Consider the following 15,726-nt stretch of genomic DNA (forward strand, 5'->3'; position numbering starts at 1 on the left):
CAGGTTTCATTCGCGACCTCGAGCAGCATTGAATCGTTGGGCGACGACGCCAGGCAGTCGGAGCATTGCCTCGTTTCTGTATTTTTGCAAACGTATTATGTATGATGTCTTACGTACAATGGTCATCACTTCCGATAATCTATTATTATCGCAAGTAAAAGAAGGTCATGAAAGCAGCCATGGATCTGAAAAGTTCGAGCGACAACATTCATCCGATTCGCGGTGGCCGCGGGATCCAGGAGGCGCAGGTCTGGGAAGCCGCCGACGCGCTGCTGCAGGACGGCCTGCGCCCGACCATCGAGCGCGTGCGCCAGAAGATCGGCAGCGGCTCGCCCAATACGGTGAGCCCGATGCTGGAGCGCTGGTTCGCCACGCTTGGGAAGCGCCTGGATGGCCATGGCGCCAACCTGGCCGACGGCGAGGCGCACCAGCTCCCCCTGGCCATCGTCCAGGCGGCACAACAGTTCTGGGGGGTCGCTCGGCGCGAGGCCGATCAGGTGCAGGTCCAGAAGACCGAAGCCACCCGGCGTGAGCTCGAGTTGGAGCGCAGCGCCCTGGCCCAAAAGGAAGCCGATCTGCAGCAGCGCGAAATTTCCCTCGAACAGGCCCGCGTCGCGCTCGACGAAGCCCTCGCTTCGTCGCGGCAGGCGGTTGCGGCAATGGAAACCCAGATGCACACGCAGCAGCAGGAATCCGCTCGCCTGCTCAGCGACGCGGAAGCTGAGGTGCGCCGCCTGCGCAAGTCCCTGGACGAAGCCGTGGCCAGCAAGGAAGCCCTGCGCGAGAAGGCAGCGATGGAACTCGGCGCCAAGCAGCGCGCAGCGGAAGAAGCCGAGGAGCGTCATCTCGCCCATGAACGCCGCCTCCTCTCGGAAGTGGATCGTGAACGCATCGCCACGCGCCACGCCGGCGCCGAACTCATCAAGGCTCAGAAGGCCCACGCTGCCGATGCCGAGACATCTCGAGCCGCCCTGGGTGCCGCGCAACAAGCGCTTCAACATGAGAAAGCCGCACACAGCGACGCAGCCGCGGCATGGTCGCTCCAACATCAAGCGGCTCAGGTCGAGCTGGCAACTTTGCGCGAACGCGCCGCCGGTGCGGAACAGCGGGCAAGCGATCTGGCCTTGCAGCTTCAGCGCCTGCAGGTGCAGTCCGATCGCGAGATCACCCACCTCCGTGAGAGCCACGCCTCGACTGTGACCGCATTGCGCCAAGCAGAAGAAAAACTTGTGGAAGGCGACAAAGCACCGCTCGGCCGCGGCAAGAAATCTCCCAAGTAGCCGTAGCCGTGCTGCGCATGATCAAGCCACCCGCACGAGCCGCTTTCCCCGGTTCTCACCGGCGAGCAGGCCGACCAGTGCAGCGGGCGCGTTCTCGAGCCCTTCGATCACGTCCTCGGGCACCTTCAGCGCACCACCCTCGACCCAGGCCTGCAATTGCGCATGGGCGGCGTCTCGCTCCGCGTAGTGGTCCGGCAGGAAGAAGCCCTGCACCAGCAACCGCTTCAACACGATCAGCCCCGGCACTCCACGCGGCCCGTGCGGCGGCGTCGCGCCGTCGTATTGCGAGACCGCGCCGCAGCAGACGATGCGGCCGCGCGGGTTCATGGCGAACAGGCAGGCGCCGAGCACGTCGCCACCGACATTGTCGAAGTAGACATCGACACCCTTCCGCGCGGCTTCCTTGAGCCGGTGCGCCAAGGGCCCTGCGCGGTGATCGATGGCCGCATCGAAGCCGAGTTCGTCGACTAGCCAGTCGCACTTGGCACGCCCACCAGCGATCCCGACGACACGCGCACCTTGCAGCTTCGCGATCTGACCGACCAGCGAGCCCACCGAGCCGGCCGCCGCCGAGACCGCGACCGTCTCGCCCGGCTGCACCCGGCCGACATTCTTCAAACCGAGGTAGGCGGTCAGCCCCGAGCTGCCGTAGACGCTCAGAAGATGGCTCAGCGGCTCACACGCCGGCAGCCTGAGCGCTTGGTCACCCGCGACAACTCCATACTGCTGCCAGCCGATGCCGGCGGACACCAGGTCGCCGACGGAAAAACGCGCATCGCGCGACTCGACCACCTCACCGATGCCGGTACCGGCCATCACGATGCCGGCCTTCAGTTCATCGCGGTAGGTCGCGGACTGCATCCATGCCCGGTTCGCCGCATCGATCGACAGCATCCGCGTGCGCAGGAGCAGTTCGCCGAGTCCCGGCTTCGGCATCGGCGCCTCGTCGCGCACGAACTGCCCGGCGGTCAGCGGCCCCTGCGGCTTCTCGGCCAACACAATGCGCGTGTTGAGGCGCGCTGTGGTCAGGTCCTTCAAGTCAGCCTCGCTCGATCCACTCGACCGCGCGCTTGAAGAGGCCGAGCGCCGAGCGGTGCAGCCGCTCGCCGGTCTCGACCGGTGCCTGCCCTGCGCAGGCGCGCGCGTAGGTACCTTCGAGAATGATGCCGAACTTGTAGCAGGCGAGCACGACGTACCAGTGGAAGCGGCTCATGTCGCGCGGACTGCGCTCGGCGTAGTAGGCGATCAGCTCGTCGGCGGTCGCAAAGCCGTCCCACGGCTGGAGACGCCGGCTGCTCTCATCTCGAATGGCAAAGACGCCCTCCAAGCGCCACGGGCCTTCCATGCTCGCCGAAACACTGGAGAAATCGGCTACCTCAAATCGCTTGGGGTGCACGAGTGGGCACTGGCCGGCGTCAGCCTGCCCAAGCAGCATGCTCATGCCCAGCAGGTGCAAGCGCGACGACCGGCAAAGAACCCCGAACTCAAAGAGACCCGCCAAGCGATCGAGTTGGTGTGCTTCCTGCGCGTGAGCGACTTGGGGCGACGAGGGGCAGGTGCAGTGAACTGCCGGGTAACTGCGTGGCGGCGGCGCCTCACGATGCCATTCATTTGCATTACAATGCCTCCTCGCCCGCTGTCTGGAGCCGTTGATGACCACTGCCAATGCCTTGGTGCAAACCCGCATCGCTGCAAATGTTCGGGACCGCGCCGTCGAAGTCCTCGACGGATTGGGCCTGACGGTTTCGGACGTCGTTCGGATCGTGCTGACGCGCGTTGCGAATGAAGGTGCGCTTCCTGTCGGCCTGGTCGCCGACACTGAGGCTCATGACGCTTGGTTTCGGGCCAAAGTGCAGGAAGCTTTAAACGACCCGCGTACTCCCCTTCCGCACGATGAAGTGGAAGCCCGTTTCGCAAAGCGTCGCGCCGCGGCGCTGCGCAGGAGTGCCAAGGGTGGCGCGTGAGAATTGAATGGTCGCCTGTAGCGCTCGACGACCGGGATCGCATTTTCGACTACTACGACATTGAGCAGGACAGCCCGCGCGCGGCAATCGCGATAGACGAACGCATCGCGCGGCAGATCGAAGTGCTGATCGATCACCCGGAGTTCGGGCGCCCCGGTCGCGTCGACGACACACGAGAACTGGTCATCAGTAAAACGCCCTACGTCGTCGCCTATCACATCATCGGGGACACGATCCGAATCCTGCGTGTGTTGCACGGCAAGCAGCTGTGGCCAGACGACATTCAAGAGTAGGTCTGCTTCGCTGCTCGTAGCTGCGCAGCCACCGTCCTCCTGATGGAGTCGACATTGGGATTCGTCTCTGCAGGCGATAGGCCGGCAAGAGAGGCTCGTCGTGCGTCAGACGCACGACTGCTCCAGCACGAGCATCAAAGCGTCTGAGCGCTGGGCGGTGCCCCCGCGCGCCGACTCCCAGTGAGTATCTTGCAATACGTTTTTATTATCAACAGTAGATATAGGCTGGATTGAAACCCATGGGCATCCGGCTGTATGAGCCTGCGGTTTTAGGAACTCTTGTGCGCATCAGGTCGTCCTCAAAGACGACGCTCGACGAGCTGAAAGGTCAAAAATGGAAACGAACGCATCGAGCTCCACATTCCTGCCGCGCGGCGGCCGCGGCATCCAAGAAGCTCAGGTTTGGGGAAGCGGCGGACGCGTTAGTGCACGAGGGCCTGCGCCCGACCATCGAGCGCGTGCGCCAACAGTATCCGGCTGAGGGGTTCGCGCGAGCCCATCAGAGCGACGCCAGCCCAGTTGAGCACGCACTGCCGCGCCAGTTCGCGGGTATCGGCGTGAAGTGCGGTATTCGCGAAGGCCGTTGCGCGCGCAACCAGCGTCGGCGTGACTAGCAAACCGACGTCGGGTTGTGATGTCTCCTTTGAATCGGTCTTCATGCTTTCCTTGGTGCTCTTTCTGGCTTTCTGGGGCTCTGTCGCAATAGCAACGCCGGCCCGAGCATTTGCGCGCTGTCCGTGTCGCTCAGAAAGCTAGCGTGTAGAACTTCGATACTGCGGATGAGGCTCGGCCTTCGAGGCAATCCATTTGCCCCTTCCTGATCATGTGTGTCGTCTCGACGCCGGCGAAGAGCGCTTGCCCGGATCGGAATGACTTGAAGCCGAGCATCGGCCGCACTTATGCGATTGACGGCTCGATGGTCTTGTTCGACGATGCTGTTGAGGTACTTAGACTGGCGCATCTCGATGTCCGCCCCGGAGTCAACTTTAATGCTCCGCACGGCGGCCGTGTTGGCGCGGCTCTTAGCAATCGTGATCGTCTTGGGCACCCCGTGTAGACCGTTGGCCCGCTTAAAGAAGCTTCGTGTGGCAGCGTAGTCTCTGTTGGCACTAAGCAGGAAGTCGATCGTTTCGCCGTCGCGATCGAACGCACCCTGGCCGGGGTTAGAAGGAATGACGGAGACCAACATCGTATCCACGCGAGGTCTTCGCCTGGAACGTTCCTCCAGTGAAGAAATTCGGACTTCCACCGAGACCGAGGTCATACCCATTCGAATTATTGATCTGCGCAAGAGTCGTGTACAGAGCGGTGCGCTTCGAGAGGTTGTGTACATATCCAATGGCCCATTTCGCCGACTTTGGGTCGCCACCGATTTGCAAAGGGCCGCGGTCCGGTCAAACTATGTGGGGCGAATGCAGCAGTCAACATGCGCAATCGGTCGCCCCTGAGACTCTGCACGCCCTTTCCGAGATCGCTCGCGAGGCTTTCACCAAAGCAATCACCCTCGCACTCGGCCACGATGTGGGGAGCCGCGCGCTTGAATGCCTGGCGCTTCTGCGCCATTCGACGTCTCGCAATCGCTGCCTCTTAGTCTCGTCAGCGCTGGAGATGCTTGGACACAGCTCAGCCCAGTCGGGAGATACAAGCTGTTGTTCGATCAATTCCTTTCGTGCAGAACCGATCTTGGTCGACCGAAGCGACGCGCTCAACGACGGCGCAACGGAATCAGATTTTCCGGCTAGAGCACAGAGCCTCAAGCAGGAGGCAGCGCCCCCTTGCACTCGCTCCGTCCACGTCGTGTTCGCGAAGGCATCGTCCTCACCAACGCTGAATTTGGATGCCGCCGGACCGTCGCTCTCGTCGCATTTGTACTGGCGCGCCAATCGCTGGCGCTCGCCTTTCGAAGACCTGCTCAATTCGTGGAGAGACGCTCAGATGAAGATTCCTTTGATTTCCTTGGGTTTGCTGGCATTCACCGGATCCGCTTCCGCGCAGTCTTCTCTCACGCTGTTTGGTGTGGTGGATATGGGCGTGAGCGGATACCAGAACAAGTCAGAAAACGCCCTTGGCGTTGCCGTAAAGACTAGTCGAACTGTGCTTTCGAGCAATGGCTACAACTCCAGTCGTCTCGGCTTTCGCGGGACGGAAGATCTCGGTGGCGGGCTTGCGGCGAGCTTCTGGCTTGAGGCCGCGCTTTTCCAGACGATGGGACTGTGGGGACGAATGTCTCCAATTCTGGGCCGAGTGTCATTGGCTACTTTTCCCGCCGTTCCACGGTAAGCCTATCGGGCGATATTGGCGAGGTGAGGCTAGGCCGAGACTATACGCCGACCGTTTGGAACGACAGCGTGTTCGATCCTTTCGCAAGCAATGGCGTCGGAACGAGCTTGATCTTCTCCGCCAATGGCTTCGGCGTGAAAGCACCCGCAGGAACTTCGCGACAGAATCGATCCTGGTGACGAACTCGGAACCTAAAAGCTAGTGCGCGTCTTATGGGCGGCCCGGCGTTCGAGACGAGTTTTTTAACAGAATTGGCCGAAAGCACTTAGCGCAGCGTTCCTTCTTTCGCGACACAGATGTCCGTGTTGCGGGGCTAGTGCGGCAAGCTTCGCAACCTTAGATTTGCACCACACAAGAAGTGAAATCAAAATCATGCAATCCATCGCACCCCGTAACAGGAGCATCGTCTATCGCACCCGCGGACACGGCCACGGCCACGGCAGGATCACTCGCCTGATGAGCCCGTCCGACCTCGGCGAAAGTTTGAAGCCGTTTGTGTTTCTGGACATTTTCAACATGGAGCGCCCGCTGCTCGAAGCGATGCGCGCCGGCGCCGGCATGTCGATTCATCCGCATTCGGGGATCGCCACTGTGACCGTGCTCACCGAAGGCCGGATGAAGTTCGACGACCCCTCTTCCGGCACTGGCGAGCTTTCGTACGGGGGAGTCGAATGGTTGCGCGCGGGCAGCGGCGTGTGGCACGGGAAGGAACTCACGCCGGACGACGTGCCGCTGGTGCAGGGCTTCCAGCTGTGGATCGCACTGCCGCCGGAGCTGGAAAACGGGCAGCCGGAAAGCCGCTATCTTGAGTCGCAAAGCATTCCGTCGGCAGGCCCTGCCCGCGTCATCCTCGGAGAGCATGCCGGGGTGCGCAGCCCGACGCCTGCGCCCGCGGGCATCAACTACCTGCTCGTGACCCTCAAGGCCGGCGAATCGTGGACTTACCAGCCACCCGCTGGCCATGCGGTCGGCTGGCTGGCGGTGGCACGCGGAACCCTGGAGGCCAGTACGTCCGTGCGCACGGGCGACATGGTGGTCTTCGAGGAGGCAGAGGATGCGATCACCGTGCAGGCCCGTATGGGTGGCGATGCGGTGTTCGTGCTGGCATCTGCCATCCCGCACCTGTATGAACTGCATTTGGGAAGCTATTCGGTACACACCTCCGCGCAGGCGCTCGAAACCGGCGAGCGTCGCATCGAGGCGCTGCGCGAGCAGATGGTTGCGGCGGGAAACCGGCGAACACCCACCGGGAACGTTCCGGTGTTTCGCTGACAGTCCGCCCGCATCTTCTGGGCAGAGCCCAGCCCCGCAGCACGCCCCCGAGGCACTCTTCAAGCATTGGCAGTCCAGCCTGATTTGTCAGGCGGATCACAGTACTCAATCAGGAGTTCGGTCAGGACACGTATCTTCCGGGCGGGATGCTGGCCCGGTGGCCGGACGACGAAGGCGCCGGCCGGCGGCGGTGGATACCGGGTCATGACGGGCACCAGTGCGCCGGCGGCCACGTGCTCGTCCGTGAGCCAATCGGGCACATACGCGATACCGAGTCCTGCGACCGCCGCAGCGACCAGTGCGATGCCGTTGTCGGCCTTGAACCGCCCCTGCGGTCGCACGGTGACGATCCGGTCGCCATCCATCAACTTCCAGGCCTCGGTTCCCTGCATCAGGGCTTCGTGGGCCACCAATTCGTCCGGCGTCTCCGGCGCCCCGTGCGCGCTGACATAACCCGGACTCGCGACGAACTTTCCGTAGACCGGGCCAACGCGCCGTGCGATGAGGTTGGAATCCTCCAGGTAGCCCACCCGTATCGCGCAGTCAAAGCCTTCCGCGATGAGGTCCACGAAACGGTCGCTGTAGCACGTTTGCATTTGCAGTTGGGGATGTCGCCGCGCCATCTCGGCGAGCATGGGTGCGAAGTGGGTCGGGCCGAAGGACAGCGGCACCGCGATCCTCAAGCGGCCACGGAGGTCGCCTTCAGGCAGCATCGTCTCTTTCGCCACGTCGATTTCGGTACAGACCCTGGCCGCGTGGTCCCGGAACACTGCGCCGGCCTCGGTGAGTGCGGCTCCGCGCGTGGAGCGCGCCAGCAGCTGGACGCCGAGTTCCCCTTCCAGCCGGACCAGTCGCCGGCTCACCATCGACTTGGAGATGCCGAGCCGACCGGCTGCGGCCGAGACCCCGCCCGCCTGAGCCACCTCGATGAATGTACGCAGGTCCTCGATGTCCACTCTGGCGTTCCTTGAAGCGCGACACAGCTCGCCCGAAGATGGTACTACCGCTCCAGTGAGGGGAACGGAATACTACGACATTGCCCCGAGCGCATCGACCACCGGAAACCCCCTCCGCTCACCGCGGCAAACAAGGAACCAACCATGAACCCTCGCAACGGCCTCTCATCCCTTCTCCGCCCTGAAGATTCGGTCCTTCTTCTGATCGACCACCAGCCCTACCAGCTTGCCAACCTGAACAGTCACGACCCGCAGATGGTCATTAACAACACCGTGGGGCTGGCAAAGGCTGCCAAGGCCTTCGGCGTTCCCACCATTCTGACGAGCGTGATTGCGGAACGCGGCGGGCGCCTGTTCCCGCAGATCACGGACGTCTTCCCCGACCAGGAGGTCATCGACCGAACGTTCGTCAACACTTGGCAGGATAAGAAGACGGTGGACGCCGTCAAGGCAACGGGTCGCAAGCAACTCATCATCGCGGGGCTGTGGACCGAAGTCTGCGTCGCGATGCCGGCTATCCACGCGCTGGGCGAAGGCTGGGATGTCACCGTCGTCACCGATGCGTCGGGCGGGATGTCCGTCGAGGCTCATCAGGTTGCCATCCAACGGATGATCGCGGCGGGCGCGAACATGCTGACCTGGCTCGCGGCGACCGCCGAATGGCAGCGCGACTGGGCTCGGACCGAAAGCGCTGCTGAGTTGACGAAAGTGATCACGCAGCATGCCGGCGCCAGCGGCATCGCGTACCTGTGGGAGCAGCAGTTGCTCAACACGCCTGTGCCTGCCAGCGTGGGCTGACTTTGCACGGGCTGGAGTCTCCTCCGAAGTAGAGAGCAGCCAAGCCAACGCCTGGGCGAATCGGGCGCCCACTTTCATGCGCTCGCGCCAGGCGCGATCTCGCCCAGGTCATTCTGAACGGGGAGCGCATCGATCGCTGCCTTGGCCTTGGTTGCCCTCCTCGGTGTCGCCACCGTAGACGGATTTGGAAGGAGACAAAACGGCATCGGCAACCGTAAAGGCGGCACCAAGAGCGTTGCCTCGGGCCGCCGCCGCGCTTGCTGCGCCCAGAGGAGAACGATTGCTAACCAATTCCCATCGCCCGGCGCATTCGGCGTCCGGCCAGCGCAGGATCCTCGTCTTCGTCTTCGTCTTCGTCTTCGTCCTCGCCGACCAGCCTCGGCCCGATGGTGCGATCGGCGACCAGGCTCTTCAGGGTCGCGACCCCACCGTCGAGCGCGTCCTCCCAACTGCCGAAGACCTCGGCGCTGCCAAAGAGCACCGTGAAGCCGGTGGGATCGTCGATGCTCTCGATCAGGAGCCAGTGGAAGAGGCCGCGCTCCGATTCCTCCACAGTCGCGGCAATTGTTCTAAGATAGTCAGTCATGAAAATGAGCCTGCGCTTCAGCCCGGTTGGCGTTCGACCAGTCTAGAACGCGCACATGACAACTTCCACCTGGGCAGCTTCGGTCTCACCGGTTCCTGAACGAAAGCCTATGGCGATGACGCTGCGAAGGTGCACGGTGGAACACGTGTTCGGCATGTTGAAGTACTGGATGGGATCAACCCACTTGTTGACCAGACCGCGGGAGCATGTGAGCGCGGAAATGAGTCTTCACGATCGCGGGCAGCGAAAAAACGGTAAAGCCGGTGCGTTATGGCGCGTATAGCAACCCGTTGATTTCATTCGGCTTTTTTCAGGTTTCCGGATTCGCAGGTGATAGGGCGCGCGAGTCCGATCGCCCAATCGGCGCCAAGCCGCAGCGAATCGGGTGCTCATCCCAGACGGCGCTCCGCGGTGCCCAGCGGCCGCACCGGGAGCGGCGCACCCAGGGCATCTCGTCCTTACGCCGTTTGAGCTTCACACCAATTGATAGGCCGGCGCGTTGGCCGCAGGATGGGCCTGCGCACTCTCGTACACACGGATGACGCCGCGCAGCCGCTCGCACTCACGCTCCAGGGCGGCGACCCAGCCGCGGGCGTGCTGGGCTTCGTTGTAGGCCTGCCTGTGAGGGCGGCCATCCCCCAGCGGCTCTCGAACCAGAGCGTCAAATACACCGCGCGGGGCGCGTTGCCACTGGCCTGGTAGCGCTGCAGCGTCCGAAAGCTCACCCCCAGGTGCCGAGCGACTTTCTTGCGCGACTCGACTTGGTCGGCGAGCAGGTAGTCCAGGGGGGGCAGGCGGGCGAATGAGGGCGCGAGGAATGGCATGACTGGCTCCTGCGAGGGTGCAAGTGCGAGAGCCGGCCATGCCGACACTGGCCATGACAGTTTGTCGCAGGGCCGCGGTGCCCTCCCCTCCTTTGCCATGCGGCCGTTTCCCGGGCAGGGAGAGCAGATCAAAAGCTAAATCCCCTCGGGCCGGATGAAACCCCCCACCTTTCCCGCCCCTCCCCCGCAGCCTTTGACTTCGCTTCGCAGCGCAGCGCAGCGCAGTAAACATAATTGAAATCGAGTCCGGACGACTCCGTAGCCCAGTAGTCAGAGGCGTTTGGATGCGGTTCATAGGCCGCCTCGCGCGGGTGCCGCAAGGGCCCGCTCGATCTTCCGGCCGCGACGCGCAAACTGCCCATCCCGTTGGAGATGGGCTCGAACAATGAAGTCGCGGATTCGTCGCTCCTTCCGTTGCCATTTGCGGACCGGCGGTAAGCGCCCGGGCAAGTCACTCTTGACGAGGGCTGCACGGTTTCGGAAAGTGGTCGTCGGCAACGCATTGACGCGGACCGGCCGAGGCCACTTTCCTGCCGACCCGCAACCGGGTCTTGTGTTGTGAGTCGGGCGCCCATTCAATCTATGGTGAAGAGCCCTCAATGCACCGTCAGAATCCGGTCAGGAGGCCGGCGCTACAACACCAGCGGCCTGAATCAAAGGATCGAGCATGAAACGGCGCGAGTTCGCTTCACTTCTCGGGGGAGCCGCCCTTGCACCGCTCCCTGGACTGTCGGCGCGCGCGGACTCGCCAGATCGCTGCGGCGCTCCAGGCGCGCGACACGATGGGTGGGCGGTCTCCGCCAACGACGACGACAAGCTCATCGACCGGGGCGCCCTTTGCAGGATGGCCGATCGACTCGCGACGTCGTCCAACATTCATTCCGTGCTGGTTGTCCGCAGCGGCAAGCTGGTGTTCGAGCGGTACTTCAGCGGTCCTGACCAGGTTCCCGACCTTTTCTTCGGCAGCCGGGTGGAGCAGGTCAACTTCGATGCCAACACCCTGCATAGCGTGAAGTCGGTGTCGAAGAGCGTCGCTTCGCTTGCGGTCGGGATCGCCATCGATCGGGGACTCATCCGCGGCATCGATGAACCGATCTTCAACTTCTTCCCCGAATACGCGGACTTGCGTTCACCCGAGAAGGATCGCATCCAGCTGCTGCACGCGCTCACCATGACGATGGGCCTCGAGTGGGTCGAGGCAACGCCAGCCACGGGGGCGAACAACGACGAGACGAGCATGCACATGGCGGCGGACCCGTCTCGCTACGTACTCGCGCTGAAACCGACTGCGCCGCCGGGCCGGGAGTTCTTCTACAACACCGGTGCGCTCACCCTCGTGTCCGCCATCGTCCGCAAGGCGACCGGACATCCGCTGGATGTGTTTGCCCGGGAGATGCTGTTCGAACCTCTGGGCATCACCGACGTCGAATGGAGCAGGGTCAAGGGAGACACCGATGCCGGAGGAGGATTGCGCATGCGACCGCGAGATATGGCGAAGATCGGCCAGCTCGTCCTCGCCGACGGTCGATGGAACAACCGCCAGATCGTTTCCAGAGATTGGGTCGCGACATCTACGGCAACAAAGGTCAAGGCGACGGACGATCAATCCTATGGCTACCTCTGGTGGCTCGGCCGTGCCCGGGCCGGCGCGCATGTAGTCAAGTGGACTGGCGCGTTGGGTCGAGGCGGCCAGTCCATTCGCATCGTCCCGGAGCGCGATCTCGTTGTCGTGGTGACCGCAGGCTACTACCAGGACTACAGCCCACAGGCGTTCAAGTTGCAGTTCAGCGTTTTCAGCGACGTCCTGCGAGCGATTCCGTCGCTGGGCTGAACTGCGCATGCGGCTGAGGCCAAATGCGTCGGTCTACTCAGAACTGTCGGTCAAGAAGAAAACGACCGCTTTGGAAGCTCCCGCCGAGATTCCTACCAGTCGGCCATCTGGCATGCTCCGCTGCGACGGGAGATCGACCGACCTCTGACGTATGCAGCCGACCGCAGTTCGTCGTTGAGCGGGAAATGGGACAGCGCCGGGGTCAGCACGAGAGCGCCGACCATATCCAGAGGAGCAAGCAGGAGGTCGTCCGAAGAAAGCACTGATGAGGGCGGAGCAGCGGGCACCTGAGCGGAGCCATGGGCCGCCCAGATATGTCTCGATCTCGTGCGCTATTTCCTCGCGAAGCGGAGGCCTCCCAGGCTAAAGTGGAGCCGTTCCCGGGGATTGCGATGCGCTTTCCTCGCAGAGACGCCAGGGACTACTGCGGAGCCAAATCGCAATGTGTGGTAGTCGTCAAGAATTCATCGAAGACTGATGGGCATGGAGCGGATCTCGCCTGGACTAGTCCTCAACCGACCTCGGATCCGTGCGGAAGAATCCATTCGAAGGCATGCATGACTAAGATTCTTCGAACGTGGACGTTCTGGATCAAGACGGAACTCACAGACGAGTGTTGCGGCTATCTCGACCAGTTCGTGTTGCCCGATTTGCGTCGGCAGATCGGAAGCCTTCGTGCTTCCTCGCTGTTTCGAGATCGAAGCGACGGCACAACACAAGTGGTGGTGGCGTCGGTTTGGGAGTCGATGGAGCGCATTCGCGCCTACGACGGGGGAGGTACTTCGCGGCCCATGATCGATGCGTCCGTTCGAGAGAAGATCCTGGATCGAGATGCGGTGATGCGCTACTACGCGATCGATTCTCTCGACGACCCCGCCCTGACCGATCTCACTCAAGTGGAGTTGGGTACCTCGCTCGTTGGGCAACCCGAAGACTCCGAGCGATCTGACTGAAATTGGCAATGCTGATGTGCAAGGCTGAAGTGAAAGCGCTTGTCGGCCGTCAATCCTGTGCATGCCTTTCAAGATGTCCCAGCGCTGGAACTCCGTGATGCCCCGCCCTGCCCCATCGTCGCGCGTGGTGCGAATCAGACGGTCGAGCTTGTCGTGGAGGTAGCCCGTGCTCGCACCGTTGCCGGTCTGGTTGGCCACAGCATCGGCGGTGCGCACCTTGTTGCCGGAGGCGCCGTAGGCGTGGCTGACCACGCCGCCGTCGGCCCGCAGCTCTTGCATGAGGTTGCCGCCGGCGTCCCAGACCTGGCCGCTGACATGGCCGAGCGCATCGACCACCGCCACCTGCCGGCCCAGCGCGTCGTAGTTGATCCGGGTGACGCCGGCGTGGCGTTGCCCTCGCCCGGGTTGCCGTCCGAATCTGTCTGCACCTGCTCGACCACCTGGTCGTTCGCGTTGTAGCGGTAGGTGGCCTTCTACGCGACCGAGCGCGGGTCGGTGATGCTCACCACGTTACGCCAACGGTCCACGTTCTTGGTGAAGGCTGGAGACCTGTCACGACTCGATCAAGGCACAACGCTCGACCGAGCCTTTCTGGGGCTTCCCCCGGCGGGCCAGGCACCTTGCGTCGTCCTTCGAGCACTGTTGTGGCGTCAGATCATCATTGACCCGAGCGATCGGTACATGCGGTGATTGCGTAATGGTCGTCATCCGACAGGATGACCTTCACCTCGGCGATCGCGGACAAGAGTTTCAGTGCTTGGGGGTCATTCACCGTGGACAGCAGGACAGCCACTTGGCCAAAAGTGGCAGCTGTGACCGGCGTGTACCGGGTGGCATTCATCGAGATGGCGCCAGCCCCGGCAAATGCATACGCCAGCTTCATGAGGGCAGCGTTGAGCTTGTACACATGTACACAGGCGCACTGTATTTTTGGTCGTTGGGGCTCACCGCAAGGCTTGTGTAGACCCCTTGGCCGGCCAGCCAGGACAAAGACAGGGGGTCGCTTGACTCCACCAGCGCCCGCTCGGCGAGCTGGTGGCGTTGGATGAGGGTGGAGAGTCGTTGTGCCGCCTTGTAGGCGGTCAGGGGCGAGAGCTTGCGAAGATCCTTGGCATCCAGCCAGAAAAATCCTCTACCTGCGTACTGGGAGAGCACCGACTCCAGCTTCAGCGGATTGCCGTCGAAGAGTGTGTAAGGACGATCGTGGGAGACCACGAAGTCGTTCAGTTCGCGGTCAAAGAGAATATCGATCTCCACCCCGACCGCGCCGCGCTCGAACGCACCTTTCACGCTCTGCAGACTGTTCTCGCCTCCGGTCTCGGCGTGCCCGCGGTGCGCCCAGACCTTGTGGCACGCCGAAAAGGGAAATGCCGGCGCTTGCGCAACGGCACGCTGATAGAGGGTCTCGCTCAGCAGCAGCAAAGAAACGAACACGAGGAGCGGGACCAGCAGCAGCGCCCACCAGCGCCGCCTGGACGTTGCAAAAATCATTGGCCATCCCTCGGAGGGGCGCCCTCGGTCACGCCGATCGTCAGCGATCGGTGAAGGCATCTCGGTTGCTCAAAACCCGGCAGGCGTCCTGTGCGCGATGACGAAGCCCAAAGCCGAGATTCCCGGACGTGCCATTCGCATCGATCCAAGCGAGAGCGACCCGACGCGCTCGTGCTCGGGGTTTGTGCTCGCGCTGGCCCACAATTCGCCGATTCACCTTTCGGGCGGCGACGGGTTGGCCGGGCTAGGTTCGACGCTGGGAGGCGGCAGCGCGTTGTCATCGTCTTTGGCCGCGACACGCGCAAGCAGGGCGGTCATTGCGGCCATGGCGTCTTCCTGCCGTCCGAAGGGCGGCACAAGGGATTTGCCGTCCGGGCCCACCACTTCATATTCCGTGGTGCCGTCGGCCTTGACCGATCCGTAGACGCTGTAGTTGCCCGCCGTAGCGACGAGTTCGCCTGGAAAGGCTGTTGGGAATGTTCTCATGGTTGAAAGGATCCTTCGAAACCGCGGGGTGGGCGAACCAGACCCAGAAATTGGTGGCCGCGCACTGGCGACGACAATGTGATCTTTAGCCTTTCCAGCACGCCCGGTCGGCGTCTTCGCGCGCGGTCGTGCAGCACGAAGAAGCGCCAGGTCAATCGGCACGCCGACACGATAGTCGACTTCGGCCATCTTTCCAGACTGATCGTACGCTGCCTTGGCCCTCAGCGGCCTCAACCTGCGGGAGGGGAAATCGTATGGCCGGGACGTCGACCTTGAGCGCTCGCCCTGCAGATCAGGCCTCAGAGCAAACCTGGCGGTTTCCTTGCGCGCGTCAAGGGGTTGATGTCCCAGCAAGTGGTGTAAGTCTTCTATCACTCGCTGCGCGGCAAGGCGCGTAGGGCGTAGCCCGAAGCGGCTTGCCGCGCAGCGACCGCTCTCTTCGGGGTGGTCATCGTGAAGTCCGGATAAGTTTGGGGTGCGACCCACCAAACCTGTCCATAAAGGAAATCACAATGACCACCGCAACTATCGCACTTGCCGAGCTCGCCGAGAAGGGAGCCGACGTCGACGTCCTGCGCCAGATGGTGCATGTATGGACCCGACGCCTTTTGCAAGCTTTCGCCAACGATGAGAACGGTCTGCACGCATGTATCCGGCTTGCTTGTGGGCGAAGTCGGCAACGCGCCCGCAGCCTCGATGAGATTCGCGCACT

18 protein-coding genes and 3 pseudogenes are annotated in these 15,726 nt (G+C 62.7%); 12 read left to right on the plus strand and 9 right to left on the minus strand.

Annotation, left to right across the window (positions count from 1 at the left end; translation table 11 throughout):
* Positions 1 to 179: 179 nt before the first annotated feature.
* Entirely contained in the window at positions 180 to 1,280 is a 1,101-nt protein-coding gene (locus tag AC1D3B_RS34185) for a DNA-binding protein (protein WP_478195113.1), read from the plus strand.
* 21 nt (positions 1,281 to 1,301) lie between these two features.
* On the opposite strand, the gene AC1D3B_RS34190 is transcribed toward AC1D3B_RS34185, so the two are convergent.
* Complete coding sequence (locus tag AC1D3B_RS34190; RefSeq protein WP_478195114.1) at positions 1,302 to 2,318, minus strand: NADP-dependent oxidoreductase; 1,017 nt, start codon at positions 2,316 to 2,318, stop codon at positions 1,302 to 1,304.
* Between the two features lie 255 nt (positions 2,319 to 2,573).
* Here AC1D3B_RS34190 and AC1D3B_RS34195 point away from each other — a divergent pair.
* From AC1D3B_RS34195 to AC1D3B_RS34205, 3 genes and pseudogenes are all read left to right on the plus strand, one after another.
* Positions 2,574 to 2,814 (plus strand): annotated as a pseudogene (locus AC1D3B_RS34195) (hypothetical protein); the annotation flags it as partial.
* Between the two features lie 118 nt (positions 2,815 to 2,932).
* The gene (gene relB / locus AC1D3B_RS34200) at positions 2,933 to 3,244 is read left to right on the plus strand and encodes a type II toxin-antitoxin system RelB family antitoxin (RefSeq protein WP_478195115.1); all 312 of its coding nucleotides are present in this window, start codon (positions 2,933 to 2,935) and stop codon (positions 3,242 to 3,244) included.
* On the plus strand, positions 3,241 to 3,537 hold the full coding sequence (locus AC1D3B_RS34205; RefSeq protein ID WP_478195116.1) for a type II toxin-antitoxin system RelE/ParE family toxin: 297 nt from the start codon (positions 3,241 to 3,243) through the stop codon (positions 3,535 to 3,537). The genes relB and AC1D3B_RS34205 overlap by 4 nt, the downstream gene beginning before the upstream one ends.
* Positions 3,538 to 3,959: 422 nt before the next feature.
* Here the strand turns inward: AC1D3B_RS34205 and AC1D3B_RS34210 are convergent, their stop codons facing one another.
* The 3 genes and pseudogenes from AC1D3B_RS34210 to AC1D3B_RS34220 form a co-directional block, all read right to left on the minus strand.
* Positions 3,960 to 4,196 (minus strand): hypothetical protein, encoded by a 237-nt coding sequence (locus AC1D3B_RS34210; RefSeq protein ID WP_478195117.1) that lies wholly within the window; start codon positions 4,194 to 4,196, stop codon positions 3,960 to 3,962.
* Between the two features lie 85 nt (positions 4,197 to 4,281).
* A pseudogene (locus AC1D3B_RS34215) lies at positions 4,282 to 4,687 on the minus strand (IS6 family transposase); the annotation flags it as partial.
* Positions 4,688 to 4,700: 13 nt separating this feature from the next.
* Positions 4,701 to 4,916, minus strand: coding sequence for a porin (locus AC1D3B_RS34220; protein WP_478195118.1), 216 nt, complete (start codon positions 4,914 to 4,916; stop codon positions 4,701 to 4,703).
* Positions 4,917 to 5,472: 556 nt separating this feature from the next.
* Here AC1D3B_RS34220 and AC1D3B_RS34225 point away from each other — a divergent pair.
* Both AC1D3B_RS34225 and AC1D3B_RS34230 read left to right on the plus strand, forming a co-directional pair.
* Positions 5,473 to 5,966 (plus strand): annotated as a pseudogene (locus tag AC1D3B_RS34225) (porin); the annotation flags it as partial.
* Between the two features lie 223 nt (positions 5,967 to 6,189).
* Positions 6,190 to 7,089 (plus strand): pirin family protein, encoded by a 900-nt coding sequence (locus AC1D3B_RS34230; protein ID WP_478195119.1) that lies wholly within the window; start codon positions 6,190 to 6,192, stop codon positions 7,087 to 7,089.
* Positions 7,090 to 7,148: 59 nt separating this feature from the next.
* On the opposite strand, the gene AC1D3B_RS34235 is transcribed toward AC1D3B_RS34230, so the two are convergent.
* On the minus strand, positions 7,149 to 8,045 hold the full coding sequence (locus tag AC1D3B_RS34235) for a LysR family transcriptional regulator (RefSeq protein WP_478195120.1): 897 nt from the start codon (positions 8,043 to 8,045) through the stop codon (positions 7,149 to 7,151).
* Positions 8,046 to 8,189: 144 nt separating this feature from the next.
* Here AC1D3B_RS34235 and AC1D3B_RS34240 point away from each other — a divergent pair, with 144 nt between their 5' ends.
* A complete protein-coding gene (locus AC1D3B_RS34240; RefSeq protein WP_478195121.1) occupies positions 8,190 to 8,843 on the plus strand; it encodes a hydrolase in 654 nt (217 codons plus the stop codon).
* Positions 8,844 to 9,126: 283 nt separating this feature from the next.
* Here AC1D3B_RS34240 and AC1D3B_RS34245 read toward each other — a convergent pair whose 3' ends face one another.
* Positions 9,127 to 9,429, minus strand: a complete 303-nt coding sequence (locus tag AC1D3B_RS34245; protein ID WP_478195122.1) for a hypothetical protein — start codon at positions 9,427 to 9,429, stop codon at positions 9,127 to 9,129.
* 510 nt (positions 9,430 to 9,939) lie between these two features.
* Between AC1D3B_RS34245 and AC1D3B_RS34250 the strand changes: the two genes are divergently transcribed.
* The 4 genes from AC1D3B_RS34250 (at position 9,940) to AC1D3B_RS34265 (ending at position 13,496) form a co-directional block, all read left to right on the plus strand.
* Positions 9,940 to 10,131, plus strand: a complete 192-nt coding sequence (locus tag AC1D3B_RS34250; protein ID WP_478195123.1) for a hypothetical protein — start codon at positions 9,940 to 9,942, stop codon at positions 10,129 to 10,131.
* Between the two features lie 789 nt (positions 10,132 to 10,920).
* Complete coding sequence (locus AC1D3B_RS34255; protein WP_478195124.1) at positions 10,921 to 12,084, plus strand: serine hydrolase domain-containing protein; 1,164 nt, start codon at positions 10,921 to 10,923, stop codon at positions 12,082 to 12,084.
* A 557-nt stretch (positions 12,085 to 12,641) separates the two neighbouring features.
* A complete protein-coding gene (locus AC1D3B_RS34260; RefSeq protein WP_478195125.1) occupies positions 12,642 to 13,037 on the plus strand; it encodes a hypothetical protein in 396 nt (131 codons plus the stop codon).
* A gap of 240 nt (positions 13,038 to 13,277) precedes the next feature.
* Complete coding sequence (locus AC1D3B_RS34265; protein WP_478195126.1) at positions 13,278 to 13,496, plus strand: hypothetical protein; 219 nt, start codon at positions 13,278 to 13,280, stop codon at positions 13,494 to 13,496.
* Positions 13,497 to 13,695: 199 nt separating this feature from the next.
* Here AC1D3B_RS34265 and AC1D3B_RS34270 read toward each other — a convergent pair whose 3' ends face one another.
* From AC1D3B_RS34270 to AC1D3B_RS34280, 3 genes are all read right to left on the minus strand, one after another.
* Positions 13,696 to 13,920, minus strand: coding sequence for a hypothetical protein (locus AC1D3B_RS34270; RefSeq protein WP_478195127.1), 225 nt, complete (start codon positions 13,918 to 13,920; stop codon positions 13,696 to 13,698).
* Positions 13,917 to 14,528 (minus strand): glycerophosphodiester phosphodiesterase, encoded by a 612-nt coding sequence (locus AC1D3B_RS34275; protein WP_478195128.1) that lies wholly within the window; start codon positions 14,526 to 14,528, stop codon positions 13,917 to 13,919. Before AC1D3B_RS34275 ends, AC1D3B_RS34270 begins: the two co-directional genes overlap by 4 nt.
* A 213-nt stretch (positions 14,529 to 14,741) precedes the next feature.
* Complete coding sequence (locus tag AC1D3B_RS34280) at positions 14,742 to 15,203, minus strand: hypothetical protein (protein WP_478195129.1); 462 nt, start codon at positions 15,201 to 15,203, stop codon at positions 14,742 to 14,744.
* A 323-nt stretch (positions 15,204 to 15,526) separates the two neighbouring features.
* Between AC1D3B_RS34280 and AC1D3B_RS34285 the strand changes: the two genes are divergently transcribed.
* Positions 15,527 to 15,726: hypothetical protein (locus AC1D3B_RS34285; RefSeq protein ID WP_478195130.1), on the plus strand; the 200-nt coding region annotated here is incomplete at its 3' end.

Source organism: Variovorax sp. P5_A3, from assembly GCF_056400665.1.

Coding starts and splice junctions, on each gene's coding strand:
- AC1D3B_RS34185 (WP_478195113.1), top strand. CDS start 180: ATGGATCTGAAAAGTTCGAGCGACAACATTCATCCGATTCGCGGTGGC.
- relB (WP_478195115.1), top strand. CDS start 2,933: ATGACCACTGCCAATGCCTTGGTGCAAACCCGCATCGCTGCAAATGTT.
- AC1D3B_RS34210 (WP_478195117.1), bottom strand. CDS start 4,196: ATGAAGACCGATTCAAAGGAGACATCACAACCCGACGTCGGTTTGCTA.
- AC1D3B_RS34230 (WP_478195119.1), top strand. CDS start 6,190: ATGCAATCCATCGCACCCCGTAACAGGAGCATCGTCTATCGCACCCGC.
- AC1D3B_RS34240 (WP_478195121.1), top strand. CDS start 8,190: ATGAACCCTCGCAACGGCCTCTCATCCCTTCTCCGCCCTGAAGATTCG.
- AC1D3B_RS34245 (WP_478195122.1), bottom strand. CDS start 9,429: ATGACTGACTATCTTAGAACAATTGCCGCGACTGTGGAGGAATCGGAG.
- AC1D3B_RS34250 (WP_478195123.1), top strand. CDS start 9,940: ATGGGCCTGCGCACTCTCGTACACACGGATGACGCCGCGCAGCCGCTC.
- AC1D3B_RS34255 (WP_478195124.1), top strand. CDS start 10,921: ATGAAACGGCGCGAGTTCGCTTCACTTCTCGGGGGAGCCGCCCTTGCA.
- AC1D3B_RS34260 (WP_478195125.1), top strand. CDS start 12,642: ATGACTAAGATTCTTCGAACGTGGACGTTCTGGATCAAGACGGAACTC.
- AC1D3B_RS34270 (WP_478195127.1), bottom strand. CDS start 13,920: ATGAAGCTGGCGTATGCATTTGCCGGGGCTGGCGCCATCTCGATGAAT.
- AC1D3B_RS34275 (WP_478195128.1), bottom strand. CDS start 14,528: ATGATTTTTGCAACGTCCAGGCGGCGCTGGTGGGCGCTGCTGCTGGTC.
- AC1D3B_RS34280 (WP_478195129.1), bottom strand. CDS start 15,203: ATGGCCGAAGTCGACTATCGTGTCGGCGTGCCGATTGACCTGGCGCTT.